The sequence below is a fragment of the Mycobacterium sp. genome (assembly GCF_040398885.1).
In the GTDB taxonomy this organism is placed as follows: Bacteria; Actinomycetota; Actinomycetes; order Mycobacteriales; family Mycobacteriaceae; genus Mycobacterium.
Genome location: NZ_JBBATF010000009.1, coordinates 1 through 20,080, shown reverse-complemented (window position 1 = coordinate 20,080; position 20,080 = coordinate 1). Strand labels below are relative to the sequence as shown.

Genomic DNA, 20,080 nt, shown 5'->3' with positions numbered 1-20,080 from the left:
GAAGGCCGGCGAGGCCGGCGAGTTCGGGGAAATACCCGAGGGCGACTGACGCGCCGCTCAGATCGGCGGGGGCAGCCGCAGCACCAGCCGGACCCCGCCCAGCGCGCTGTCCTCCAAGGTGGCTGTGCCGCCGTGTAATTCGGCCTGCTGGGCGACCAGGGCCAAACCCAGGCCCGAACCCGAACGGGACGCCGTCGAGCCGCGGGCGAAGCGCCCGAAGACCGCCTTCCGTTCGGCTTGAGGCACTCCGCACCCGTTGTCGTCGACGGCGATCTGCACGCCGTCGCGGGAACTGACCGCCGACAACCGGACCTGGGTGGCACCGCCGTGCTTGACCGCGTTGGCGATCGCGTTGTCCACCGCCAGTCGCAGCCCGGCCGGAAGGCCGATGATGATGCAGGTCGGCGACGGGGCCAGCGACACCGTCAGGTCGGGGTAGACCCGCATCGCGTCGTGGGCGGCGCGGTCGAGCAGTTCGGTGACGTCGACCGGCACCTGATCGGCGGCGGTGGACAACTCCCCCTGGGCGAGCCGTTCCAGCGCACCCAGTGTCGCCTCGATCCGGCTCTGGGTGCGGATCACGTCACCGATCACCTCCCCGCGCTGCTCGGCGGGCAGGTCCAGGGTCGAGAGCACCTCGAGATTGGTCCGCATCGCGGTCAGCGGGGTGCGCAACTCGTGGGCCGAGACCGCCGCGAAGTCGCGGGCCGAGGCCAGTGCGGCCTTGGTCCGGTCCTGCTCGGTCCAGATCCGGACCAGCAGGCCCTTGAGCGCCTCGCCGATCTCGACGGCCTCGGTGGCGCCGCTGACGTCGACGTAGGGCGCCACGTCGCCGGCGTCGATCGCCCGGGTCTGCTGGGCCAGCCGGCGCAGCGGCCGGACGGCGAAGGCGGCCAGCAGCCAGCCCAGCACCGCCGCCGCCCCGATGGCGAAGAGGCAGATCAGCAGCACCCGCCGGTGCAGGTTGTTGGTGTCGGCGATGGTGTCGTCATAGGTCGCGCCGACCTGCAGCGTGGTGGGCGGCTCGGGGTAGGGGATCACCACCGTGCGGACCCGGTAGCGCACCCCGTCGACGACGGTGGTGGCGTAGTCGGTTTCGAGTTCGGGCAGTACGACATCGGAGTTCGACCGCACCTCGCTGCCCCGGTGCACGGTGATCACCACGTCCCGGACGTTGGGCGACGGCGGGATCTGCTCCAGGCCGCGCGGCACGAAGGGCACCGCGAAACCGGCCGCCTCGTCCAGCCGGCGGTCCAGCCGCTCGAGGCGGTCGTTGGTGATGCCGATCCAGACGATGGTGCCGACGATGGTCACCACGATGGCGGCGCCGATCGCGGTCGCGAACGCGACCCTGGTGCGCAGGGACGGCGTGCGCCGGACGATCCAGGAGAGCATCAGCCCGGGCCTACTGCGTGCGTAATACGAATCCGACCCCGCGGACGGTGTGCAGCAACCGCGGCGCGCCGCCGGCCTCGAGCTTCCGGCGCAGATAGCCGATGAAGACGTCGACGACGTTGGTGTCGGCGGCGAAGTCGTAGCCCCAGACCAGTTCCAGCAGTTGCGCCCGGCTCAGCACCGCGGTCTTGTGCTCGGCCAGCACCGCCAGCAGGTCGAACTCGCGTTTGGTCAGATCGACGTCGACGCCGTTGACCCGGGCCCGCCGGCCGGGGATGTCCACCTCCAGCGCGCCCACCTGGATGGTCTCGGAGGAGAACGTCGCGCTGGAGCCCCGGCGGCGCAGCAGCGCCTTGACCCGCGCCACCAGTTCGGCCAGCACGAACGGCTTGACCAGGTAGTCGTCGGCGCCGGCCTCCAGGCCGGCCACCCGGTCGTCGACCGAACTGCGGGCCGAGAGCACACACACCGGAACGTCGTTGTCCATCGCCCGCAGAGCGGTCACCACGCTCACCCCGTCCAGCACCGGCATGTTGATGTCCAGCACGATGGCGTCCGGCCGGTTCTCGGTGGCGCTGCGCAGCGCCTCGGCGCCGTCCACGGCGGTGGCCACCTCGAAGCCGGAAAGCCGCAGCCCGCGTTCCAGCGAGGCCAGCACGTCGGGGTCGTCGTCGACGACGAGCACGCGCGGGGAGGCCCCGGAGTTCACAGCGCTGTCCACCACCCCATAGTGCCGGATCGGCGCGCCCGCGGGCGGGAGGCATGGCCGTGACACGATTCGGTCGTGGACCCCACCTCGCTGCGATCGGATCCGCCGATCGCCCCGGCACCGGTCCACCGCCGCGCGGCCACCGACCTGCTGCGACTGGCGCCGTATCTGCTGCCCTACCGGTGGCGCTGGATCGCGATGGTCCTGATCGCGATGCTCAGCCTGGTCACCACCGTGGTGATTCCGCTGCTGACCAAGGCGGTGATCGACGGCCCGGTGCAACGGCGCGACCCGCACGGACTGTGGGCGCTCGGCTCGGTGGCGGTGGTGTTCGGCGTCGCCGAGGCCCTGCTGTGGTTCACCCGCCGCTGGCTGGTCTCGCGGGCCACCGTGGGCGTCGAGACCGACATCCGCAAGGATCTCTACGCCCGGCTGCAGGTGCTGCCGGTGTCCTTCCACGGCCACTGGCAGTCCGGGCAGCTGCTGTCGCGAATCATGAACGACCTCAGCACGATTCGGCGGCTACTGGCCTTCGGGCTGATTTTCCTGATGCTCAACGTGCTGCAGATCGCGGTGGTCACCGCGATCCTGCTGACGATGTACTGGCCCTTGGGGGTGGTGGTGCTGGCCTCGATCGTGCCGGTGACCGTGACCATGCTGCGCTTCGAGCGCACCTTCACCCTGCTGTCCCGAACCGCCCAGGACCAGGCCGGCCACGTCGCCACCGCGGTCGAGGAGGCCGCGCTGGGGATGCGGGCGGTGAAGTCGTTCGGCCGGGAGGACTACGTCTACGACCGCTTCGACGAGCAGGCGACGGCGCTGTACGACACCGGGATCCGCAAGGTCTCGGTGTCGGCGCGGTTCTGGACGCTGCTGGAGGCGATCCCCAACATCTCGCTGATCGTCGTGCTCGGACTGGGCGCCTATGCCGTCGGCCACGGGCGGGTCAGCATGGGAACACTGGTGGCGTTCATCACCATGATGCTGTCGCTGGTGTGGCCGATCGCCTCGCTGGGCTTCCTGTGGGCGATGACCCAGGAGGCGATGACCGCCGCCGACCGGATCGCCGAGATCTTCGACGCGCCCGTGGAGATCACCGACGGTCCGCGGACCGAGGTTCCGACCGCCGGGCGGGTCGAGTTCGACGACGCCGGGTTCGGTTTCACCGACGACGGCCCGGTGCTGCGGCACCTGAGTTTGGTCGTCGAACCGGGGGAGACCCTCGCACTGGTGGGCGCCACCGGTTCGGGCAAGTCGGTGCTGGCCATGCTGCTGCCCAGGCTCTACGACGTCACCGAGGGCGCGATCCGCCTCGACGGGGTCGACATCCGCGAGTTGTCGCTGCCGGCGCTGCGGCGGGCGGTGGCGGTGGCCTTCGAGGACCCGACGCTGTTCTCGATGTCGGCGGCCGAGAACCTCGCCCTGGGCCGGTCCGACGGGGATCTCCCGGGCGAGGCCGAGGTCGACCGGGCGGTCGGGATCGCCGCCGCGCAGTTCGTCTACGACCTGCCGTTCGGTCTGGACACCCGCATCGGCGAGCAGGGCATGAGCCTGTCCGGCGGGCAGCGCCAGCGACTCGCGCTGGCCCGCGCGATCCTGGCCCGGCCCAGGGTGCTGGTGCTGGACGACACCCTCTCGGCCCTGGATGTGCACACCGAAGCCGTCGTGACCGAGGCGCTTCGGCGCGCCCTGGCCGGGGTGACCGCGATCGTGGTGGCCCACCGCGCCTCCACGGTGCTGCTGGCCGACCGGGTGGCGCTGCTGGAGTCCGCCGGCGGCGGGTATCACACGTTCACCCACATCGGCACGCACGAGGAACTGCTGGCGAGCGTTCCGCGCTACCGCTACCTGCTGGCCGCCGAGGACGAAATCGACGACGGGGCCGAACCGCGCCCGGACTGGGAGGACGGCGACGCCCGCCGTCAACTCGCCGACGCCTACGACGAGACCCAGGGGCGCACCGGCCGCGAACCCCACGGGTACGCGGCGTCCGAAGGCGGCGGCAGGTGAGCGACTGGCGGGGCCGGCTCGACGAGCAGTCCGGGGAACTTCGCGCCGGCGGCGCGCAGGCCCGCGCGCTGCTCGGTGAACTGCTGCGCCCCTACCGAACCGTCCTGGCGGCGCTGGCGTTGTTGGTGGTCGTCGAAAACGTTGCGCGGCTTGCCATCCCGCTGATGGTCAAGCGCGGCATCGACCACGCGATCCCGCCGCTGCTGTCGGGCGGCTCGTCAGGTGAGCTGATCGCGGTGGTCGCCGGACTGTGCGGACTGGTCGCGGTGCAGGCGCTGAGCCGGATGGCCTTCCTCGCCGCGTCGGGGCGGATCGGTCAGCAGATGCTGCTGGAGGTGCGCCGCCGGCTGTTCCGGCACTTCGGCCGCCTCGACGTCGCTTTCCACGACCGCTACACCTCCGGCCGGGTGGTCAGCCGGTCCACCAGCGACGTCGAAGCCATCCAGGAGATGCTGGAGACCGGCTTCGACAGCCTGGTCACCGCCGCTCTGACGCTGGGCGGCACCGCGGTCCTGCTGGTCGTGCTCGACGCCCGGCTGGGACTGCTGTGCCTGACGGCCGTCCCCGTCCTGGTGATCCTGGTGCGCTGGTTCGCCGCCGAGTCGGCCGCCAACTACCGCCGGGTGCGGGAGAGTTCGGCGCGGGTGATCGTGCAGTTCGTCGAGACCATGACCGGGATCAAAGCCGTGCAGGCCTACCGCCGGCAGCCGCGCAACCAGGAGATCTTCGCCGAACTGGCCGAGGAGTACCGCGACCTCAACGAGCGCGCCCTGCGACTGCTTGCGGTGTTCATGCCGTCGGTCAAGCTGATCGGCAACCTGACCACCGGGGTGGTGCTGCTCTACGGCGGCCACCGGGTGCTGCACGACGAGATGACCATCGGGACGCTGACGGCGTTCCTGCTGTACCTGCGGATGTTCTTCGAGCCGATGGAGGAGATATCCCAGTTCTTCAACACCTTCCAGTCGGCGTCCTCGGCGCTGGAGAAGATCGCCGGCGTGCTGGCCGTGCAACCGGCCATCGCCGACCCGGATCAGCCGGTCGAGCTGGACTCGGTGCGCGGCGAGATCGGTTTTGCTGCAGTTCAATTCGGCTACGTGCCCGACCGTCCGGTGCTGCCGGGGCTCACGCTGTCGGTGCCGGCCGGCCAGACCGTCGCCCTGGTGGGCACCACCGGTGCGGGCAAGACCACCATCGCCAAACTGATCGCCCGGTTCTACGACCCCGACGCCGGTTCGGTCACCCTCGACGGGGTGGATCTGCGCGCGCTCGCCCAGAGCGACCTGCGCCGCCGTGTGGTGATGGTCACCCAGGAGAACTTCCTGTTCTCCGGCACCGTCGCCGACAACATCCGCTTCGGCCGCCCCGATGCCACCGACGACGAGGTCCGGGCGGCGGCCGTGGCGGTGGGCGCCGAGGAGTTCATCGACGCGCTGCCCGACGGCTACGACACCGACGTCGCCACCCGGGGCGGGCGGCTCTCGGCCGGGCAGCGGCAACTCGTGGCCTTCGCCCGCGCCTTCCTGGCCGACCCGGCGGTGCTGATCCTCGACGAGGCCACCTCCTCGCTGGACATCCCCAGCGAGCGTCAGGTGCAACGCGCCCTGCGCACCGTGCTGGCCGGGCGCACCGCGGTGATCATCGCCCACCGGCTCTCCACGGTCGAGATCGCCGACCGGGTGCTGGTCCTGGAACACGGACGGATCGTCGAGGACGGCGCTCCGGCGGCGCTGATCGGCGCCCGGGGCCGATACGCCGCCCTGCACCGGGCCTGGATCGACTCGCTGGCCTGAGAGTTCTTCGCAGCCAGGCGCACAATCGAAGGGTGAAGCGTTTCGCCGACCGGGCCGACGCCGGCCGTCATCTGGCCTCGGCGCTGCGGGACTACCGGGGGCGGGACGTCGTCGTGCTGGGCCTGCCGCGCGGCGGGGTCCCGGTGGCCCGGGAGGTGGCCGCGGCCCTGGACGCCCCGCTGGATGTGCTGGTGGTCCGCAAGCTCGGCGTGCCTCACCGGCCGGAACTGGCCTTCGGCGCGATCGGTGAGGGCGGGGTCCGGGTCCTCAACGATGCCGTGCTGCACCGAACCGGGCTGAGCGCCGAGGCCATCGCCTCGGTCGAGGAGGCCGAACGCGCCGAACTGCGGCGCCGGGTCGAGGCCTACCGAGGCGGCGAGCCCGGACTGCCGCTGGCCGGGCGGGTCGCGGTGATCGTCGACGACGGGTTCGCCACCGGGGCGACCGCGCGGGCCGCCGCCCTGGTGGCCCGCGCGCAGGGTGCGCAGACGGTGGTGCTGGCCGCTCCGATCGGCGCCCCGGACACCATCGCCGCTCTGCGGGAGGTGGCCGACGACGTGGTGTGTCTGGGCGCGCCGAGGGGTTTCACCGCGGTGGGCCAGGGCTACGACGACTTCGGGCAGACCTCCGACGAGGAGGTGTGCGCATTGCTGGCATCCGCCGGCGGGCCGAACTCCTCAGTTCAGCAGCAGGATGGCCACTGACATCAGCAGCACCGACAGTGCCGGCAGGTATTTGGACGCCGGATCCTTGGCCTTGGCGTGCATGGCCAGAGCACCGACCATCAGCACCGCGACCACCGCCGCCGGCAGGCGGACCAGACCGGGAACCCAGACGCCGACGATCAGCAGCACACCGGCGATGACCTTCAACCCGCCGACGAGATAGAAGGTCCACTCGGGCAGGCCGTAGACGGCGAATTCCTCCTTGAGCGACTGTGCCGCACCACCGCGGTAGGCCGTCGAGGAGCGGGCGCGCACCAGCCAGACGTTGAGGAGACCGAGCCCGACGATGACCTGAAGTAGGCTCGACAGAACGTGAGTTGACATGCGCGCCCTTGCAGTCAGAGGTGTGTCTGTACCAGGACGATAGCCGATCGGAACTTCATGCGCGCGCTCTACGAGCTGCTGAGAATCGTCTCCATCGTCGCGTTTTTCTTCTACGGCCTCAGTGTTCTCCTCGGCGGCGCGATGGCCGAGGAGTTCGACCGCTACGGGTTGGCCGGACTCCGGAGATTCACCGGGTTCCTCGAGGTGCTCGGGGCGCTGGGGCTGATCCTGGGCTTCTTCGTGCCCGGCCTGACCGTCGCCGCGGCGGGCGGCCTGAGCCTGCTCATGCTGGCCGGCGTCGCGGTCCGCGCCCGGTCCGGGGATTCACCGGCCGAAGCGCTGCAGGCCCTTGTCATGCTCGGGGTCAACCTGTTCATCCTCGTCTACGCGATCCGGTTCGGCGGGCGTTAGGTGGGTCCGAACCGACACGTAGGCTTGGCCCCCATGATCGGAATCGACCGGGCCGGTGACGTCGCGACCATCGAGTTGCGGCGGCCCGAACGGCGCAACGCGCTGAACTCCGAACTCGTCGACGCATTGCGCGAGGCGGTGGAGAAAGCCGCCGCCGAGGACGTCCGGGCGATCGTGCTGACCGGGGCGGGCAGCGTCTTCTGCGCGGGGGCGGACCTGTCCGGCGACGTGTTCGCCGCCGACTTCCCGGACAAGGCCATCGCGCTGAACAAGGCGATCGACGCGGTGCCCGTGCCGGTGATCGCTGCGGTCAACGGCCCCGCCATCGGCGCCGGTGTCCAGCTCGCCATGGTGTGTGACCTCAGAGTGGTCGACCCGGCTGCCTACTTCCAGTTCCCGATCGCCAGATACGGCCTGGCCCTGGACAACTGGAGCATCCGGCGGCTGGCCTCGCTGGCCGGACACGGCCGCGCCCGGGCCATGCTCCTGGCCGCCGAGAAACTCGATGCCGGCACCGCGCTGCTGACCGGGATGGCGAACCGGATCGGCACGTTGGCCGACGCGCAGGCCTGGGCCGCCGAGATCGCCGGGCTGGCGCCCCTGTCGCTGCGGCACTCCAAGCGGGTTCTCAACGACGACGGCGCCTACGAGGATCAGGCCGCCGCGCACAAGGATCTCTTCGACCGGGCCTGGACGAGTCACGACGTCATCGAAGCGCAGGTCGCCCGGATCGAGAAGCGCGCCGCGAGGTTCCAGGGAACCTGAGACGTGCCAGCCCTGCCCGACCTCACCACGCTGCTGCCCGGCGCGAAAGCCGCGGCGCGCCAGGCGGCCGGAACCGCCTCGCTGGCGGCCGGCGGATGGGCGCTGCGGGCGCTGCGTGACTCCCCGGCGGCACTGGGCGCCGACCCGGCCGCCCTGCACGCCGCCGCTGAGGGGTCGCCCAACTACCGCGGCGGGGCGTTTCGCAACCAGGAACCGGCATCCCCGATCAAACTCGACGTCGAAGAGAACCGGATGCTGCTCTTCGAGATGTTGACAAGCCGCGCGCACAGCGTGCCGAAGGGCGATATCCCACTGGCCGAGCCCGCACCGCACACCACCGTCGCCCCGCTCAGCGCCACCTGGCTCGGCCACGCCACGGCACTGGTGGAGATCGACGGCTACCGACTGCTCACCGATCCGGTGTGGAGCCGGCGCTGCTCGCCGTCGCGGACGCTCGGTCCCGAGCGGCTGCATCCGCCGCCCCTGGCACTGGAAGCGCTGCCGGCCCTGGACGCGGTGGTGATCAGCCACGATCACTACGACCATCTCGACATGGACACCGTGCGGACGCTGGCGCGCACCCAGAGCTGCGTGTTCGTCACCCCACTGGGTGTCGGCGCCCACCTGAGGGCGTGGGGAATACCGGCGCGGCGCATCGTCGAACGGGACTGGGGCGGGGACTGTGTGATCGCCGACCTCACCCTCACCTGCGCGCCGGCACGGCACCTCTCCGGCCGGTTCCTGTCCCGCAACAACACGCTGTGGGCGTCATGGGTGATCGCCGGACCACAGCACCGCGCCTACTTCGGCGGAGATTCCGGCTACACCGGCGGTTTCACCGAGATCGGCTCGGCGCACGGGCCGTTCGACCTCACCCTGCTGCCGATCGGCGCCTACAACCGGTCCTGGCCGGATATCCACATGAACCCCGAGGAAGCGGTGCAGGCGCACCTGGACCTCAACGCGGCAGGAGTGCTGGTCCCGATCCACTGGGGCACGTTCCGGCTCGCCCCGCATCCGTGGGCCGAACCTGCCGAGCGACTCCTGGAGTCGGCGGCCGGCGCCGGGGTCGATGTGGCCATCCCACGGCCCGGGGGCCGGGTGGTGCCCGGCCGGTCCACCGTCGAGCCCTGGTGGCGGTTTTGAGCCGAGCCCGGCGAACCGCCGCCGCCGTGCTGCTCATCGCCTTGACCGCCTGTTCCGGGCCCGACCGCGCGCCGAACGCGACGGTTGCCGATGAGTCGCCGAACGCGACGGTGGCCGATGAGTCGCCGCAACTCGCCGCCGCGCTGCCGCTGCCGGACAACGCCGTCGACAACGCGGTCGCCGAACTGGACGGTCTCGCCGAAGAGCTGATGAGATCGTCCGGCATCCCGGGGATGGCGGTGGCGGTGGTCCACGGCGGAAAGACCGTCTACGCCAAGGGGTTCGGCGTTCGTGACATCCGCACGTCCGACAAGGTCGACGCCGGCACCGTCTTCCAGTTGGCCTCGCTGTCCAAGCCGATCGCCGCCACCGTGGTGGCCCACCAGGTCGGCGCGCGGGCCGTCAGCGGCTGGGACAGTCCGGTGCAGGCGCACCTGCCCTGGTTCGCGCTGTCCGATCCCGCAGCGACCCGCATGCTCACCGTCGGCGACCTGTTCGCGCACCGGTCCGGCCTGCCCGAGCACGCCGGCGACATGCTCGAAGACCTCGGCTATGACAGGCGGACGATCCTGGAACGGCTTCGCCTGCTGCCGCTTTCGGCGTTTCGAACCTCGTACGCCTACACCAACTTCGGCGTGACCGCTGCTGCCGAGGCGGTCGCCGCCGCGGCCGGGAAGCCCTGGGAGGACCTGTCCGAACAGGTGCTCTACCGGCCCCTGGGCATGGGATCGACCAGTTCCCGGTTCGGCGACTACCAGGCCCGGCCCAACAGAGCCGTGGGCCACGTCCGCATCGACGGCGGCTACCAACCGCGCTACACCCGCGACCCCGACGCGCAGTCCCCGGCCGGCGGCGTCAGCGCCTCGGTCGACGATATGGCGCGCTGGCTGGCGATGGTGCTCGCCGGCGGCAGCTACAACGGCGCCCGGATCGTCGAATCCAGCGCGCTGCTGGCGGCCCTGACCCCCCAAGCGGTCTCCCACCCCCCGGAGGATCCCGCGATGCGGCCGGGGTTCTACGGCTACGGGTTCAACATCGGCACGACGTCGGCCGGCCGGATGGATTTCAGTCACTCGGGGGCGTTCGCGGTGGGCGCGGCAACCAACTTCGTCATGATCCCCTCGGCGGATGTCGCCATCGTGGCGCTCACCAACGCCACCCCCACCGGGGTCCCCGAGACCCTCACCGCCGAGTTCGCCGACCTCGTCCAGTTCGGCCGGATACGGCAGGATTGGCGCCGCCTCTACGCCGAGGCGTTCGCACCGTCCGAGCGGCCCCTCGGGGAACTGGCCGGCAAGCCGGCGCCCGCCGACGCCGCACCGCCCCGGCCGCTGCGCTCCTACGTCGGCAGTTACGCCAACAGCTACTGGGGACCGGCGGTGGTCACCGAGTCCGGCGGCGCACTGCGCCTCGCGCTCGGGCCGCGCCCGCAGGTGTACCCGCTGCGGCACTTCGACGGCGACGTCTTCACTTTTGAACTCCAGGGCGAAAACGCCCCGCCCGGAAGCGTTTCGGAGGCCCGTTTCGCCGGGGACCGGCTCACGCTGGAGTACTTCGACCAAGACCGGATGGGGACCTTCACCCGATGAGCCGCTTGCGCGAAGAGAGACGGATCAGATGACGCTGAGCATCGCCGCCGGCCTGTCCGATGCCGAGGTGGCCGCCAGGGTCGCCGAGGGCAAGACCAACGACGTTCCCAGTCGCGCCTCACGCAGCGTCGCCGATATCGTGCGCTCCAACGTCCTCACCCGGATCAACGCCATCCTCGGGGTGTTGTTCGCGATCGTGCTGGCCACCGGATCGCTGATCAACGGGCTGTTCGGCCTGCTGATCGTCGCCAACAGCGCCATCGGAATCATCCAGGAACTGCGGGCCAAGAAGACTCTTGACAACCTGGCGATCGTCGGTCAGGCCAAACCCATGGTTCGCCGCCGGTCCGGAACCGCCGAACTGCCGCCGAACCAGGTGGTGCTCGACGACGTCATCGAGATCGGTCCCGGCGACCAGATCGTCGTCGACGGCGAACTGCTCGAAGCCGCGACCCTGGAGGTCGACGAGTCGCTGCTGACCGGTGAGGCCGACGCCATCGGCAAGGGCGCCGGCGACCCGGTGATGTCGGGCAGTTTCGTGGTTGCCGGCACCGGCGCCTACCGCGCCACCAAAGTGGGCCGGGAGGCCTACGCGGCACGGTTGGCCGAGGAGGCCAGCAAGTTCACGCTGGTGAAATCCGAACTGCGGAACGGGATCGACAAGATCCTGCAGTTCATCACCTATCTGCTGTGGCCCACCGGACTGCTGGTGATCTACACCCAGTTGTTCCTCACCCACGTCGGCTGGCGCGAGTCGGTGCTGCGGATGGTCGGCGCGCTGGTCCCGATGGTGCCCGAGGGCCTGGTTCTGATGACCTCCATCGCCTTCGCCGTCGGTGTCATCCGGTTGGGCCGGCGCCAGTGCCTGGTGCAGGAACTGCCCGCCATCGAGGGCCTGGCCCGGGTGGACGTGGTGTGTGCCGACAAGACCGGCACGCTCACCGAGAACGGGATGCGACTGGCCGAAGCCAAGACGCTGACCGGGGCCGGCGCCGACCAGGTCGGGGCGGCGCTGTCGGCACTGGCCGCCGACGACGCCCGACCCAACGCCAGCATGCAGGCCATCGCGGAGGCCTACCCGACGGCCCCCGGCTGGACCGCGACCGCGACGGCGCCGTTCAAGTCCGCCACCAAGTGGAGCGGCGCGTCCTACGGCCCGCACGGCAACTGGGTGATCGGGGCTCCCGACGTGCTGCTGGAACCCGGCTCCCCGGCGGCCGAGCAGGCCGAACAGATCGGCGCGCAGGGGTTGCGGGTGCTCCTGCTCGGAGCCTCCGACCTGAGCGTCGACAGTCCCCAGGCGCCCGGGCGGGTGACCCCCGTCGCGCTGGTGGTCCTTGAGCAGCGGGTGCGCCCGGATGCCCGCGACACCCTGGAATACTTTGCCTCCCAACATGTCACCGTCAAGGTGATCTCCGGAGACAACGCGGTGTCGGTCGGTGCGGTGGCCGGATCACTCGGCCTGCGCGGGGAGACCCTGGACGCCCGGGAGCTACCGGAGGATCCGGGCGCACTGGCCGACACCATGGCCGAGTACACCACCTTCGGCAGAGTGCGGCCGGACCAGAAGCGTGCCATGGTGCACGCCCTGCAGTCCCGCGATCACACCGTCGCGATGACCGGCGACGGCGTCAACGACGTGCTGGCGCTCAAGGACGCCGACATCGGCGTCGCGATGGGATCGGGAAGCCCGGCATCCCGCGCCGTGGCCCAGATCGTCCTGCTGGACAACAAGTTCGCCACCCTGCCCTATGTGGTCGGCGAGGGCAGGCGGGTGATCGGCAACATCGAACGGGTCTCCAACCTGTTCCTCACCAAGACCGTCTACTCGGTCCTGCTGGCACTGCTGGTCGGTATCGCCGGCCTGATCTCCCACTTCGGGCACACCGAACCGCTGCTCTACCCCTTCCAGCCGATCCACGTCACCATCGCGGCCTGGTTCACCATCGGCATCCCGGCGTTCGTCCTGTCGCTGGCACCCAACAACGAACGAGCCCGCACCGGCTTCGTCCGGCGGGTGATGACCTCCGCGCTGCCCTCCGGCGCCATCGTCGGGCTGTCGACGTTCCTGTCCTACCTGATGGCGTATCCGGGCAGCGACGGCACCGCCCAGCAGCAGATGCAGGCATCCACCTCGGCGCTCATCACTCTGCTGATCGGGGCGGTATGGGTGCTGGCCGTGGTGGCCCGGCCCTACCAGTGGTGGCGCATCGCTCTGGTCGCCGGGTCCGCTCTGGGTTACGTCGTGATCTTCGCGCTGCCGCTGGCGCGGGAGAAGTTCATGCTCGACCCGTCCGATGGCGAGGCGACGGCGGGTGCTGTCGCGATCGGCCTGGCGGCGGCGGCGCTGATCGAGGCGTCCTGGTGGATCCAGGGCCGGATTCTGGGCGAACCCCGCCTGGTGTGGCGGCAGTCCGACCGCGGTGCGTAGATTGACGCCCGGGATGTCGCCCGGGCCACCGGACGGCGCCCGCAACCCCGCAGCACCAGGAAAGGTAAATCAATGTCATCATTCTTCGACAAGGCCAAGGACCTCGCCGACAAGGCCATGGAAACCGTCAGCGAGACCGTCGACAAGGTCCAGGACGTCGCTCAGAGCGCGGCTGAGAAGGCCGGCGAGGCCGCTTCCACCGCCAAGGACGCCGTGACCGGCGTCGCCGAGACCGCCAAGGACGCCGTCGCCGGCGCCGCCGAGACCGCCAAGGGTGCCGTCACCGGCACCGCCGAGTAGGTATCGCCGGGGCGATGGCTTAGCTCGATGGCGAAGGTCTCGGTCTCGGTAGACGTTCCGCTGCCGCCAGAGGAGGCGTGGAGACACGCCTCCGACCTCTCCCGGTACAAGGAATGGCTCACCATTCACCGGGTGTGGCGGTCCAAGCCACCGGAAAACCTCGGCAAGGGCTCCGTCGTGGAGTCCATCGTCGAGGTCCGGGGCATGGCCAATCGGGTCAAGTGGACGATCGTCAACTTCAAGCCGCCGGAGTCCATGACTCTCAACGGAATTGGTGTTGGCGGAGTCAAGATCAAGCTCATCGGAAAGGTCCGCCCCAACGACGGGGACGGGGCCGCCTCGGTCGTCACCATGGACGTCCACCTCGGCGGCCCCGCCCTGTTCGGCCCGATCGGGATCGTGGTGGCCGCGGCACTGCGCGGCGACATCCAGACCTCGCTGCGGAATTTCGTGTCGGTTTTCGGGCAGTGAGGCGCGCCCGGCTCAGCCGAGGCGGTCGCTGAGACCGAGTCCCTCGGTCACGCTCGTCGGGGGATGTGCCCTGCCGGGCTGCCCGCGCTGACCCTTGCGGAGCACGACGAGCAAGAGGTGGTAGGGGCCGACCAGGTAGGCGGTGTCCTCGGCCCGCAACTCGGTCTCGCGACGCGGGTACAACTCGGGTGCGCCGCCGTCGCGCCGCGTGGCGATGACCCGGATCTGCACGGGCAACTCGGCAATCCGCATGCCGTCCAGGTCGCTGCCGGACTGGACCACCACCCCGCCCACCATGAACGACTGCTGCCCCACCGAGAAGGTGCCCAGGACATCGAGGCCCATCGCCGCCCCCACGAACCAGGGAGTGGCCAGGTCGACGGTGGAGCGCACGTGGTCGAAGTCCAGTCGGTGGCCGACCGCGGTCCCGAGGGCTTTGTCGTAGATCCGCAGCACCGTCGGTGTTCGGGACTCGGGCGCGGAGCCGGTCATCGCGCGCAGGACCAGGCCGGTCTCGATGTTCACCATGTCGTCCTCGGTCAGCACGGCGACCGCGCGGGCCTGGTCGGCGCGAGCGTTGGCGAGCGTGGTGCGCAGGGTCGCGTCACCGATGATGACCGGGATGCACAGCTCCTCTGCCGTGGACACGTACCGGTTGTCCTCGCTGCGTTCGACGACCACGACCGCGTGCCCGGCGTCCTTGAGCATGCCGGCCACCCGGATGCCGAACGACCCCAGTCCCACGACCACGAAGTGCCCGCGCAGGTGGCTGACGAGTTGGCGGCTCTCGGCCTGGTAGAGACGCTGTGACAGCAGCGCGTCGGCGATGAAGGCGACGGTCACCGATATCAGCGCGATGCCGCTGAGCATCATCACCACGCCCCACAGCCGCAGCCACGTCGGTTGGCCCAACAGGTCGAACTCGCCGTAGCCGACGGTGGTGAGCGTCTCGGTGGTGAAGGCCAACGCGTCCACCCATCCCATCCGGGGCTGGTAGGAGAATCGGATGATCAGCGTCGATCCCAGCAGCCATGCGGCGATGACCGCCAGGGCGCGGAAGAAGATCGGGTTGAGGTCGTCGCGGAAGGCCCGCGCTCTGTCGACGGCCCGCATCGGCGGCGAGCGGTGCACCACCTCCGAGGCGTCGGCGGCCTCGCGCAGACCGTGGGCGCCGAGTTCCTCGGCGCGGCCCATGATGGTGGTCCGGTCGCCCGGATAGACGACCTCGTCGAGCCGTGGGCAGGCGATAACCTCGCCGGGATCGGGCGAATTCGCGCCCCGGATGACCGCGACCGGCGCCAGCCGGCCGTACGTCTCCCGCAGCGTTCCGGTGCGTGATGCGGTGGCGCTGGAGACGACGAAGTCGACCCCGCCGGCCGTGATCGTGTGGGCGGTGTGCCCGAGCAGGGCCTCGACCACGGAGGGGGCGGCCAGATCGGCGACGTCGAGCACCGCACCGGGCCCGATGCCGTCCTGCATGGCCTGGTGCAGAACGGTGTTCGACAACCGGGTCACCACCCGCACTGTCGGGCTGGCCTGGCGTGCCAGCAGCGCCACCTCGAGATTGACCGAATCGTCCGGGGACGCGGCGATCACCGCGTGGGCCGTCCGGATGCCGGCGGCCTCCAGGGCGGTCGGGGACTGCAACACCACCAACGACAACTCGTCGTCGCTGAGTTCGTCGATGATCCGCCTCGCGAGTGCATCGTCGCCGCAGACGATGATGTGGTCGCGCATGAGGAAAACGCTACTGCCAAACCCGGGCCGGTCGCGTCAGGTCGGGTGGTCCGGACTGCGATTATCGTCTGGACCATGACACGACTGCGGCCCGGCTGGCTGGTCGCGCTCTTCGCCGCCGGCCTCTCGGCCAGCACGTGGTTGCCCTGGCTGACCACCGCGGCCGGGGGCGGCGGACGTGCCAGCGCCATCGGGGGCACCCTGGGGAGCATCGATCTGCCGCCGAGGTTCGGGGCCGGCCAACTGATCGTGCTGCTGTCCTCGGTGCTCATCGTGCTCGGGGCGATGGCCGCCAGGGGAGTGGCGCGCCGACTCGCCGCGGCCGCCGCCGCCGTCGTCTCGGCTCTGGTTGCCGTGCTGACGTGGTGGTACTTCCACCTCAACGTCGCACCGCCGGTCAGCGCCGGCTACGGCCTCTACGTCGGTGCGGTGTTCGCGGCCGCGGTGCTGGCCTGCTCGTTGTGGACGCTGGTGTCGGCGATGGCCGAATGACCGCGAAGGCCCGGACGGAGGCTTCGCCCACAGGGCGCCGGTAGGCTGGCGCGGGCTTGGCGCGGGCTTGGCGCGGGCTTGGCGCGGGCTTGGAAGGATTGCACATGAGCACAGTGATGAGACCCACCCCGAAGGTGGTGGCGGTCGTGCTGGCCTCCTGCCTCGCGGTCTCGGCCGCCGGCTGTTCGGGCAACAAGCCCAGTGCCGAGAAGTGCGCGACGGTGTCGGCTCAGCTCTCCGACATCCCGACCCGCACCGACCAGGAGCCGAAGCTGCGTATCCCGGTGCCGGACGGCTGGGAGCGCTCCACCCAGATGGACTCCGAGCAGATTCGATTCGCCATCCGCAACCCCAAACTCGCCGCCGAGGGATTCACCCCGAATGCGGTGGTGACCCTGCAGAAGGCGCCCCCGGATGTCGGCAAGCCCGAACAGATCCTGCAGGCGCAGACCGATCAGCTGGTCAAGAAGCTCAAGCTGACCGACGTCGAGTCCACGCCCACGAAGGTGTGCGGCGCGCCGGCGCTTTCCTCGTCCTACACCACCCCGGAGATGAAGCTCGGCAAGAAGCTGCCGCCGATTCCGGCGCGGAAGGCGACCTCGCTGGGGGTGGTCTACCGGGGCGGTGACTCCTACTACGTCGCGTCGGTCACGGTGCAGACCGTCAAAGCCGACAACCAGAGCTACGTGAAGGACTCCGAGGAGATCCTCAAGGGGTTCCAGATACTGCCGCCCCGGTGACGCCGGCCGGTCACCCCAGGCCGACGGCGTCCGCGGCCGTGTCGGTCTCCCGCCAGCGCCGGACCTCCGACCCGGCCACCCAGGTCGAGTGGGTTCCGCTGGAGATCCTTTCCGGCAGTGCGATTTTGCAGACCGGGCCGTCTTCGATGCGGGCCGCGTCGAACACCAGGCAGTAGGACGCGTCGTCGTTCATGTCGGTGGTCAGTGTCACCAGATAGCCGTCGTCCTCGCCGCGACTGCCGATCCTGGGCGCCATCGCGGTTTCGCTGCCGTACACACCGTCGCCGAAGCTGATCCGCTGTTCGGCGCCGGTCACGACGTCATGGCGGACCAGGCCGTCGAAGAGGAACCATCCCGGCTTCCCCGTGGCGGCATAGGCGTAGCGGTAGGGCTCGCCGCCGTGCGCGGCGTTGATCATGCCGAACTCGGAGATGGTGTCGCTCAACGGTTCCTCGGTGGCCTTGCCGGTCGACAGGTTCAGCCGCCACCGGTGCAGTCGGGCCTGCATCCGGTCCAACGCGAGGAACCGGAATGCGCGCTGCCACTTGTCGCCGGCGCAGTCGTCCAGGGGGTTGGGGTCGCCCTGGAAGAAGCCGTCCAGCACGATCTCGTCGCCGTCCTCGTAGGCGTTGGTGAAGTGCAGCACGAAGGTCGGATCGGCTTCGAACCAGCGGACGTCCGCGCTCCCGCCGCGTCGGGGGATGACGGCGAACCGCGACGGCACGTCCTGGTAGAAGTGCGGCACATGTAGGTTGCGCTCGAGCAGTTCGGGCCGCCAGAACAGCGGAAAGTCGTTGAGAATGGCGTAGTTCCGGGTGAACGCCATGTCGTGCGGCAGGCGCGGCCCGGGCAGTGGGATGTCGACGTAGTGCACCAGGTCGTTGTCGGCGTCGACCACGCCGTAGTGCAGATAGGGCGCGGACTTGCCGTAGTTGAAGAACAGCATCTCCCCGGTGCGGTCGTCGACCTTGGGGTGCGCCGAGACGCCCCAGTCGAACGGGAAGGAACCGTTCCAGGTCTCCTTGCCCCGGGTCTGTCCGGTGTACGGGTCGATCCGGTACAGGTCGCCGCACTGATAGAAACTCGTCAACGCGGTGCCGCGGTGTACGACGACGTCGGTGCTGGAGGCGTCCTTGAGCATGGTGCGGGCGCCCCAGCCGTGGTCGGCCCTGGCAAGCGGGATCGGCTCGGCAAGACCCGGCCACAGCGCCCTACCGGCCTCCTGCTCGGCCCGCAGTCCCTCGGTGCGCACGAACCTGTTGCGGTAGAACACCTTTCCGTCCCGGAACCCGACGATATGCAGCATCCCGTCGCCGTCGAAGGGGTGGTAGGACTTCAGCGCGGGGTGCAGCGGGTTCTCGGTGTTGCGCAGATATATGCCGTCCAGGTCAGCGGGGACTTCGCCCTCCACGGCGGTGAGGTCGTCGGCGCGCCACTCGGTGGTCTGCGGCCGCCACGGCCCGGTGCGGTAGGGGTGGTCGTCGTCCGCGGGGAGGGTGGACAGCAATTTGCCGACGGCTTCAATGTTCATTCTCGGGTCCGATCACGCCGCATCCGGGGATCCGATGACGAAACTGACTGTGGTGGAAGCACTTCCGCCGATGTTGAGGGTGCCGAACCGCCTGGCGCCGTCGACCTGGTAGTCGCCGGCCAGGCCGCTGACCTGTTTGGCGGCGTCGAGCATCATCCGGATGCCGGTCGCTCCGACCGGGTGTCCGCCGCCGATCAGTCCGCCGCCGGGATTGATCGGCAACCTGCCTCCGGGCTCGATGTCGCCGTTCTCGATGGCCTTCCAGGACTCGCCCGGACCGGTCAGGCCGATGTGGTCGATCGCGAGGTACTCGCTGGGGGTGAAGCAGTCGTGGACTTCGAAGCCGTGCATGTCATCCAGGCCGACCCCGGCCCGGCCGAAGGCGTCGCGGACGGCCGCCCGCAGGTGCGGCATCACGTACGGCTCGCCGGCATGGTGTCTGGAGCGCTCGAGTTTCCCGCGCAGCCCCAACCCGACGGTGCGGTGGCCCCAGCCCTCGATGCGTCCGATCGGCCGCATCGCGGGATGCTCGGCCAGGAAGTCGTCGTTGACCAGCACCAGGCCGGCCCCGCCGTCGGTCATCTGGCTGCAGTCGAAGCGGCGGATCCGGCCCTCGATCGGCGGGTTGACGGCGTCGTCACCCCCCTCGGCGACCAGGTCGGGCACCCGCCACTCGCGGGTCTGGGCGTTCGGGTTGCGCCGGGCGTTGGCCAGGTTCAGCGCGGAGATGGCGCGCAGATGCCCCTCGTCGATACCGAAGCGGCGGTCGTACTCCTCGGCGATCTGATCGAACATGTGGGGCCACAGGTATTTCGCGCCGTGGCCCTCGTGTCCGGTCCACGCCGCCGTTCCGAGATGCCGGGCGGCGAGGTCGCCGGGCACGGTCTTCTCCAGTTCCAGGCCGATGACCAGGGCGGTCCGGTAGTCGCCGGCCCGCAGATCGGCCATGGCCGCCAGGGCGGCCACACTGCCGGAGGCGCAGGCCGCCTCGTGGCGGGTGGCCGGGGTGTCCCACAGTCCGTCGTGCACGGTGGCCGGCATCGCCCCGAGGTGTCCCTGCCGGGCGAACAGTTCCCCGAAGGCGTTGGCGACGTGGATGACGTCGATGTCGGCGGCGTCGATCATCGACTCGGCGAGTGTCTGGTCGACGACTTCCCGGGTCAGGTCGGCGAAGTCACGGCCCTCCCTGCTGAGGTTGCGTGCGAAGTCGCTCTGATAGCCGCCGAGTATCCAGACGCTGCCCGCCACCGTTGTCACGCTACTCCGGCCGGCGGAGTGCGGGAGGGCGGCTGCCGCGGCGGCGCAACCAGTCCGCAGCGGGCTCGGAATCAGGGCGCAAACCGTGCGTCGCGCGGCATCTGATGCGGACATCGAACACTGACGTGCCCCAAACACTGACGTGTCCCGAACACTGACGTGCCCCGAACACTGACGTGCCCCCGGCATGATTCGAACATGCGACACCGGCTTTAGGAGAGCCGTGCTCTATCCCCTGAGCTACGAGGGCGGAC

General features: G+C 70.0%; 17 protein-coding genes, 1 tRNA gene and 1 pseudogene. 12 read left to right on the top strand and 7 right to left on the bottom strand.

The genetic code is table 11. From position 1 onward, the window contains the following. Nucleotides 1-57 precede the first annotated feature (57 nt). Both ADBZ5U_RS01825 and prrA read right to left on the bottom strand, forming a co-directional pair. Nucleotides 58-1,395 carry an ATP-binding protein gene (locus tag ADBZ5U_RS01825; RefSeq protein ID WP_526261744.1) on the bottom strand — a complete coding sequence of 446 codons (1,338 nt, stop codon included), beginning with the start codon at nt 1,393-1,395 and terminating at the stop codon, nt 58-60. 10 nt (nt 1,396-1,405) lie between these two features. Beyond that, nucleotides 1,406-2,104 carry a two-component system response regulator PrrA gene (gene prrA, locus ADBZ5U_RS01820; protein WP_526261793.1) on the bottom strand — a complete coding sequence of 233 codons (699 nt, stop codon included), beginning with the start codon at nt 2,102-2,104 and terminating at the stop codon, nt 1,406-1,408. Nucleotides 2,105-2,179: 75 nt separating this feature from the next. Here prrA and ADBZ5U_RS01815 point away from each other — a divergent pair, with 75 nt between their 5' ends. The 3 genes and pseudogenes from ADBZ5U_RS01815 to ADBZ5U_RS01805 all read left to right on the top strand — a co-directional run. Then, nucleotides 2,180-4,114: an ABC transporter ATP-binding protein gene (locus tag ADBZ5U_RS01815; RefSeq protein WP_526261742.1), complete on the top strand. Its 1,935-nt coding sequence runs from the start codon at nt 2,180-2,182 to the stop codon at nt 4,112-4,114. Then, the gene (locus ADBZ5U_RS01810; protein WP_526261740.1) at nt 4,111-5,907 is read left to right on the top strand and encodes an ABC transporter ATP-binding protein; all 1,797 of its coding nucleotides are present in this window, start codon (nt 4,111-4,113) and stop codon (nt 5,905-5,907) included. The genes ADBZ5U_RS01815 and ADBZ5U_RS01810 overlap by 4 nt, the downstream gene beginning before the upstream one ends. Nucleotides 5,908-5,939: 32 nt before the next feature. Next, a pseudogene (locus ADBZ5U_RS01805) lies at nt 5,940-6,569 on the top strand (phosphoribosyltransferase); the annotation flags it as partial. Nucleotides 6,570-6,584: 15 nt separating this feature from the next. Here the strand turns inward: ADBZ5U_RS01805 and ADBZ5U_RS01800 are convergent. Next, nucleotides 6,585-6,956 (bottom strand): DoxX family protein, encoded by a 372-nt coding sequence (locus ADBZ5U_RS01800; RefSeq protein WP_526261738.1) that lies wholly within the window; start codon nt 6,954-6,956, stop codon nt 6,585-6,587. 57 nt (nt 6,957-7,013) lie between these two features. On the opposite strand from ADBZ5U_RS01800, the gene ADBZ5U_RS01795 reads away from it, so the two are divergent. From ADBZ5U_RS01795 to ADBZ5U_RS01765, 7 genes are all read left to right on the top strand, one after another. Then, nucleotides 7,014-7,367, top strand: coding sequence for a DoxX family protein (locus ADBZ5U_RS01795; RefSeq protein WP_526261736.1), 354 nt, complete (start codon nt 7,014-7,016; stop codon nt 7,365-7,367). Between the two features lie 33 nt (nt 7,368-7,400). Beyond that, nucleotides 7,401-8,132 carry an enoyl-CoA hydratase gene (locus ADBZ5U_RS01790; RefSeq protein WP_526261734.1) on the top strand — a complete coding sequence of 244 codons (732 nt, stop codon included), beginning with the start codon at nt 7,401-7,403 and terminating at the stop codon, nt 8,130-8,132. Between the two features lie 12 nt (nt 8,133-8,144). Beyond that, a complete protein-coding gene (locus tag ADBZ5U_RS01785) occupies nt 8,145-9,278 on the top strand; it encodes an MBL fold metallo-hydrolase (protein ID WP_526261791.1) in 1,134 nt (377 codons plus the stop codon). Next, nucleotides 9,263-10,867 carry a serine hydrolase domain-containing protein gene (locus tag ADBZ5U_RS01780; RefSeq protein WP_526261788.1) on the top strand — a complete coding sequence of 535 codons (1,605 nt, stop codon included), beginning with the start codon at nt 9,263-9,265 and terminating at the stop codon, nt 10,865-10,867. Before ADBZ5U_RS01785 ends, ADBZ5U_RS01780 begins: the two co-directional genes overlap by 16 nt. A gap of 28 nt (nt 10,868-10,895) precedes the next feature. After that, nucleotides 10,896-13,298: a cation-translocating P-type ATPase gene (locus tag ADBZ5U_RS01775; RefSeq protein ID WP_526261732.1), complete on the top strand. Its 2,403-nt coding sequence runs from the start codon at nt 10,896-10,898 to the stop codon at nt 13,296-13,298. A 72-nt stretch (nt 13,299-13,370) separates the two neighbouring features. After that, complete coding sequence (locus tag ADBZ5U_RS01770) at nt 13,371-13,598, top strand: hypothetical protein (RefSeq protein WP_526261730.1); 228 nt, start codon at nt 13,371-13,373, stop codon at nt 13,596-13,598. A gap of 27 nt (nt 13,599-13,625) precedes the next feature. Next, on the top strand, nt 13,626-14,069 hold the full coding sequence (locus tag ADBZ5U_RS01765) for a type II toxin-antitoxin system Rv0910 family toxin (protein WP_526261728.1): 444 nt from the start codon (nt 13,626-13,628) through the stop codon (nt 14,067-14,069). A 12-nt stretch (nt 14,070-14,081) separates the two neighbouring features. On the opposite strand, the gene ADBZ5U_RS01760 is transcribed toward ADBZ5U_RS01765, so the two are convergent. Continuing rightward, the gene (locus ADBZ5U_RS01760; protein ID WP_526261726.1) at nt 14,082-15,806 is read right to left on the bottom strand and encodes an NAD-binding protein; all 1,725 of its coding nucleotides are present in this window, start codon (nt 15,804-15,806) and stop codon (nt 14,082-14,084) included. A gap of 75 nt (nt 15,807-15,881) precedes the next feature. On the opposite strand from ADBZ5U_RS01760, the gene ADBZ5U_RS01755 reads away from it, so the two are divergent. Together ADBZ5U_RS01755 and ADBZ5U_RS01750 are read left to right on the top strand one after the other, a co-directional pair. Continuing rightward, nucleotides 15,882-16,298 carry a hypothetical protein gene (locus tag ADBZ5U_RS01755; RefSeq protein WP_526261724.1) on the top strand — a complete coding sequence of 139 codons (417 nt, stop codon included), beginning with the start codon at nt 15,882-15,884 and terminating at the stop codon, nt 16,296-16,298. Between the two features lie 104 nt (nt 16,299-16,402). Then, a complete protein-coding gene (locus ADBZ5U_RS01750; protein WP_526261722.1) occupies nt 16,403-17,038 on the top strand; it encodes an LpqN/LpqT family lipoprotein in 636 nt (211 codons plus the stop codon). A 10-nt stretch (nt 17,039-17,048) separates the two neighbouring features. Here the strand turns inward: ADBZ5U_RS01750 and ADBZ5U_RS01745 are convergent, their stop codons facing one another. The 3 genes from ADBZ5U_RS01745 to ADBZ5U_RS01735 all read right to left on the bottom strand — a co-directional run bounded on the left by ADBZ5U_RS01745 (nt 17,049) and on the right by ADBZ5U_RS01735 (nt 20,076). After that, nucleotides 17,049-18,569: a carotenoid oxygenase family protein gene (locus ADBZ5U_RS01745; RefSeq protein WP_526261720.1), complete on the bottom strand. Its 1,521-nt coding sequence runs from the start codon at nt 18,567-18,569 to the stop codon at nt 17,049-17,051. Nucleotides 18,570-18,581: 12 nt separating this feature from the next. Then, nucleotides 18,582-19,817 (bottom strand): acetyl-CoA acetyltransferase, encoded by a 1,236-nt coding sequence (locus ADBZ5U_RS01740; protein ID WP_526261718.1) that lies wholly within the window; start codon nt 19,815-19,817, stop codon nt 18,582-18,584. Nucleotides 19,818-20,003: 186 nt separating this feature from the next. Further along, nucleotides 20,004-20,076 (bottom strand) — tRNA-Arg (locus tag ADBZ5U_RS01735). Nucleotides 20,077-20,080 lie beyond the last annotated feature (4 nt).

What these genes read in the sequence shown, in the direction of transcription:
- ADBZ5U_RS01825 (WP_526261744.1), bottom strand. Translation starts at nt 1,395, where the DNA reads ATGCTCTCCTGGATCGTCCGGCGCACGCCGTCCCTGCGCACCAGGGTC.
- ADBZ5U_RS01800 (WP_526261738.1), bottom strand. Translation starts at nt 6,956, where the DNA reads ATGTCAACTCACGTTCTGTCGAGCCTACTTCAGGTCATCGTCGGGCTC.
- ADBZ5U_RS01795 (WP_526261736.1), top strand. Translation starts at nt 7,014, where the DNA reads ATGCGCGCGCTCTACGAGCTGCTGAGAATCGTCTCCATCGTCGCGTTT.
- ADBZ5U_RS01790 (WP_526261734.1), top strand. Translation starts at nt 7,401, where the DNA reads ATGATCGGAATCGACCGGGCCGGTGACGTCGCGACCATCGAGTTGCGG.
- ADBZ5U_RS01775 (WP_526261732.1), top strand. Translation starts at nt 10,896, where the DNA reads ATGACGCTGAGCATCGCCGCCGGCCTGTCCGATGCCGAGGTGGCCGCC.
- ADBZ5U_RS01770 (WP_526261730.1), top strand. Translation starts at nt 13,371, where the DNA reads ATGTCATCATTCTTCGACAAGGCCAAGGACCTCGCCGACAAGGCCATG.
- ADBZ5U_RS01765 (WP_526261728.1), top strand. Translation starts at nt 13,626, where the DNA reads ATGGCGAAGGTCTCGGTCTCGGTAGACGTTCCGCTGCCGCCAGAGGAG.
- ADBZ5U_RS01760 (WP_526261726.1), bottom strand. Translation starts at nt 15,806, where the DNA reads ATGCGCGACCACATCATCGTCTGCGGCGACGATGCACTCGCGAGGCGG.
- ADBZ5U_RS01755 (WP_526261724.1), top strand. Translation starts at nt 15,882, where the DNA reads ATGACACGACTGCGGCCCGGCTGGCTGGTCGCGCTCTTCGCCGCCGGC.
- ADBZ5U_RS01750 (WP_526261722.1), top strand. Translation starts at nt 16,403, where the DNA reads ATGAGCACAGTGATGAGACCCACCCCGAAGGTGGTGGCGGTCGTGCTG.
- ADBZ5U_RS01745 (WP_526261720.1), bottom strand. Translation starts at nt 18,569, where the DNA reads ATGAACATTGAAGCCGTCGGCAAATTGCTGTCCACCCTCCCCGCGGAC.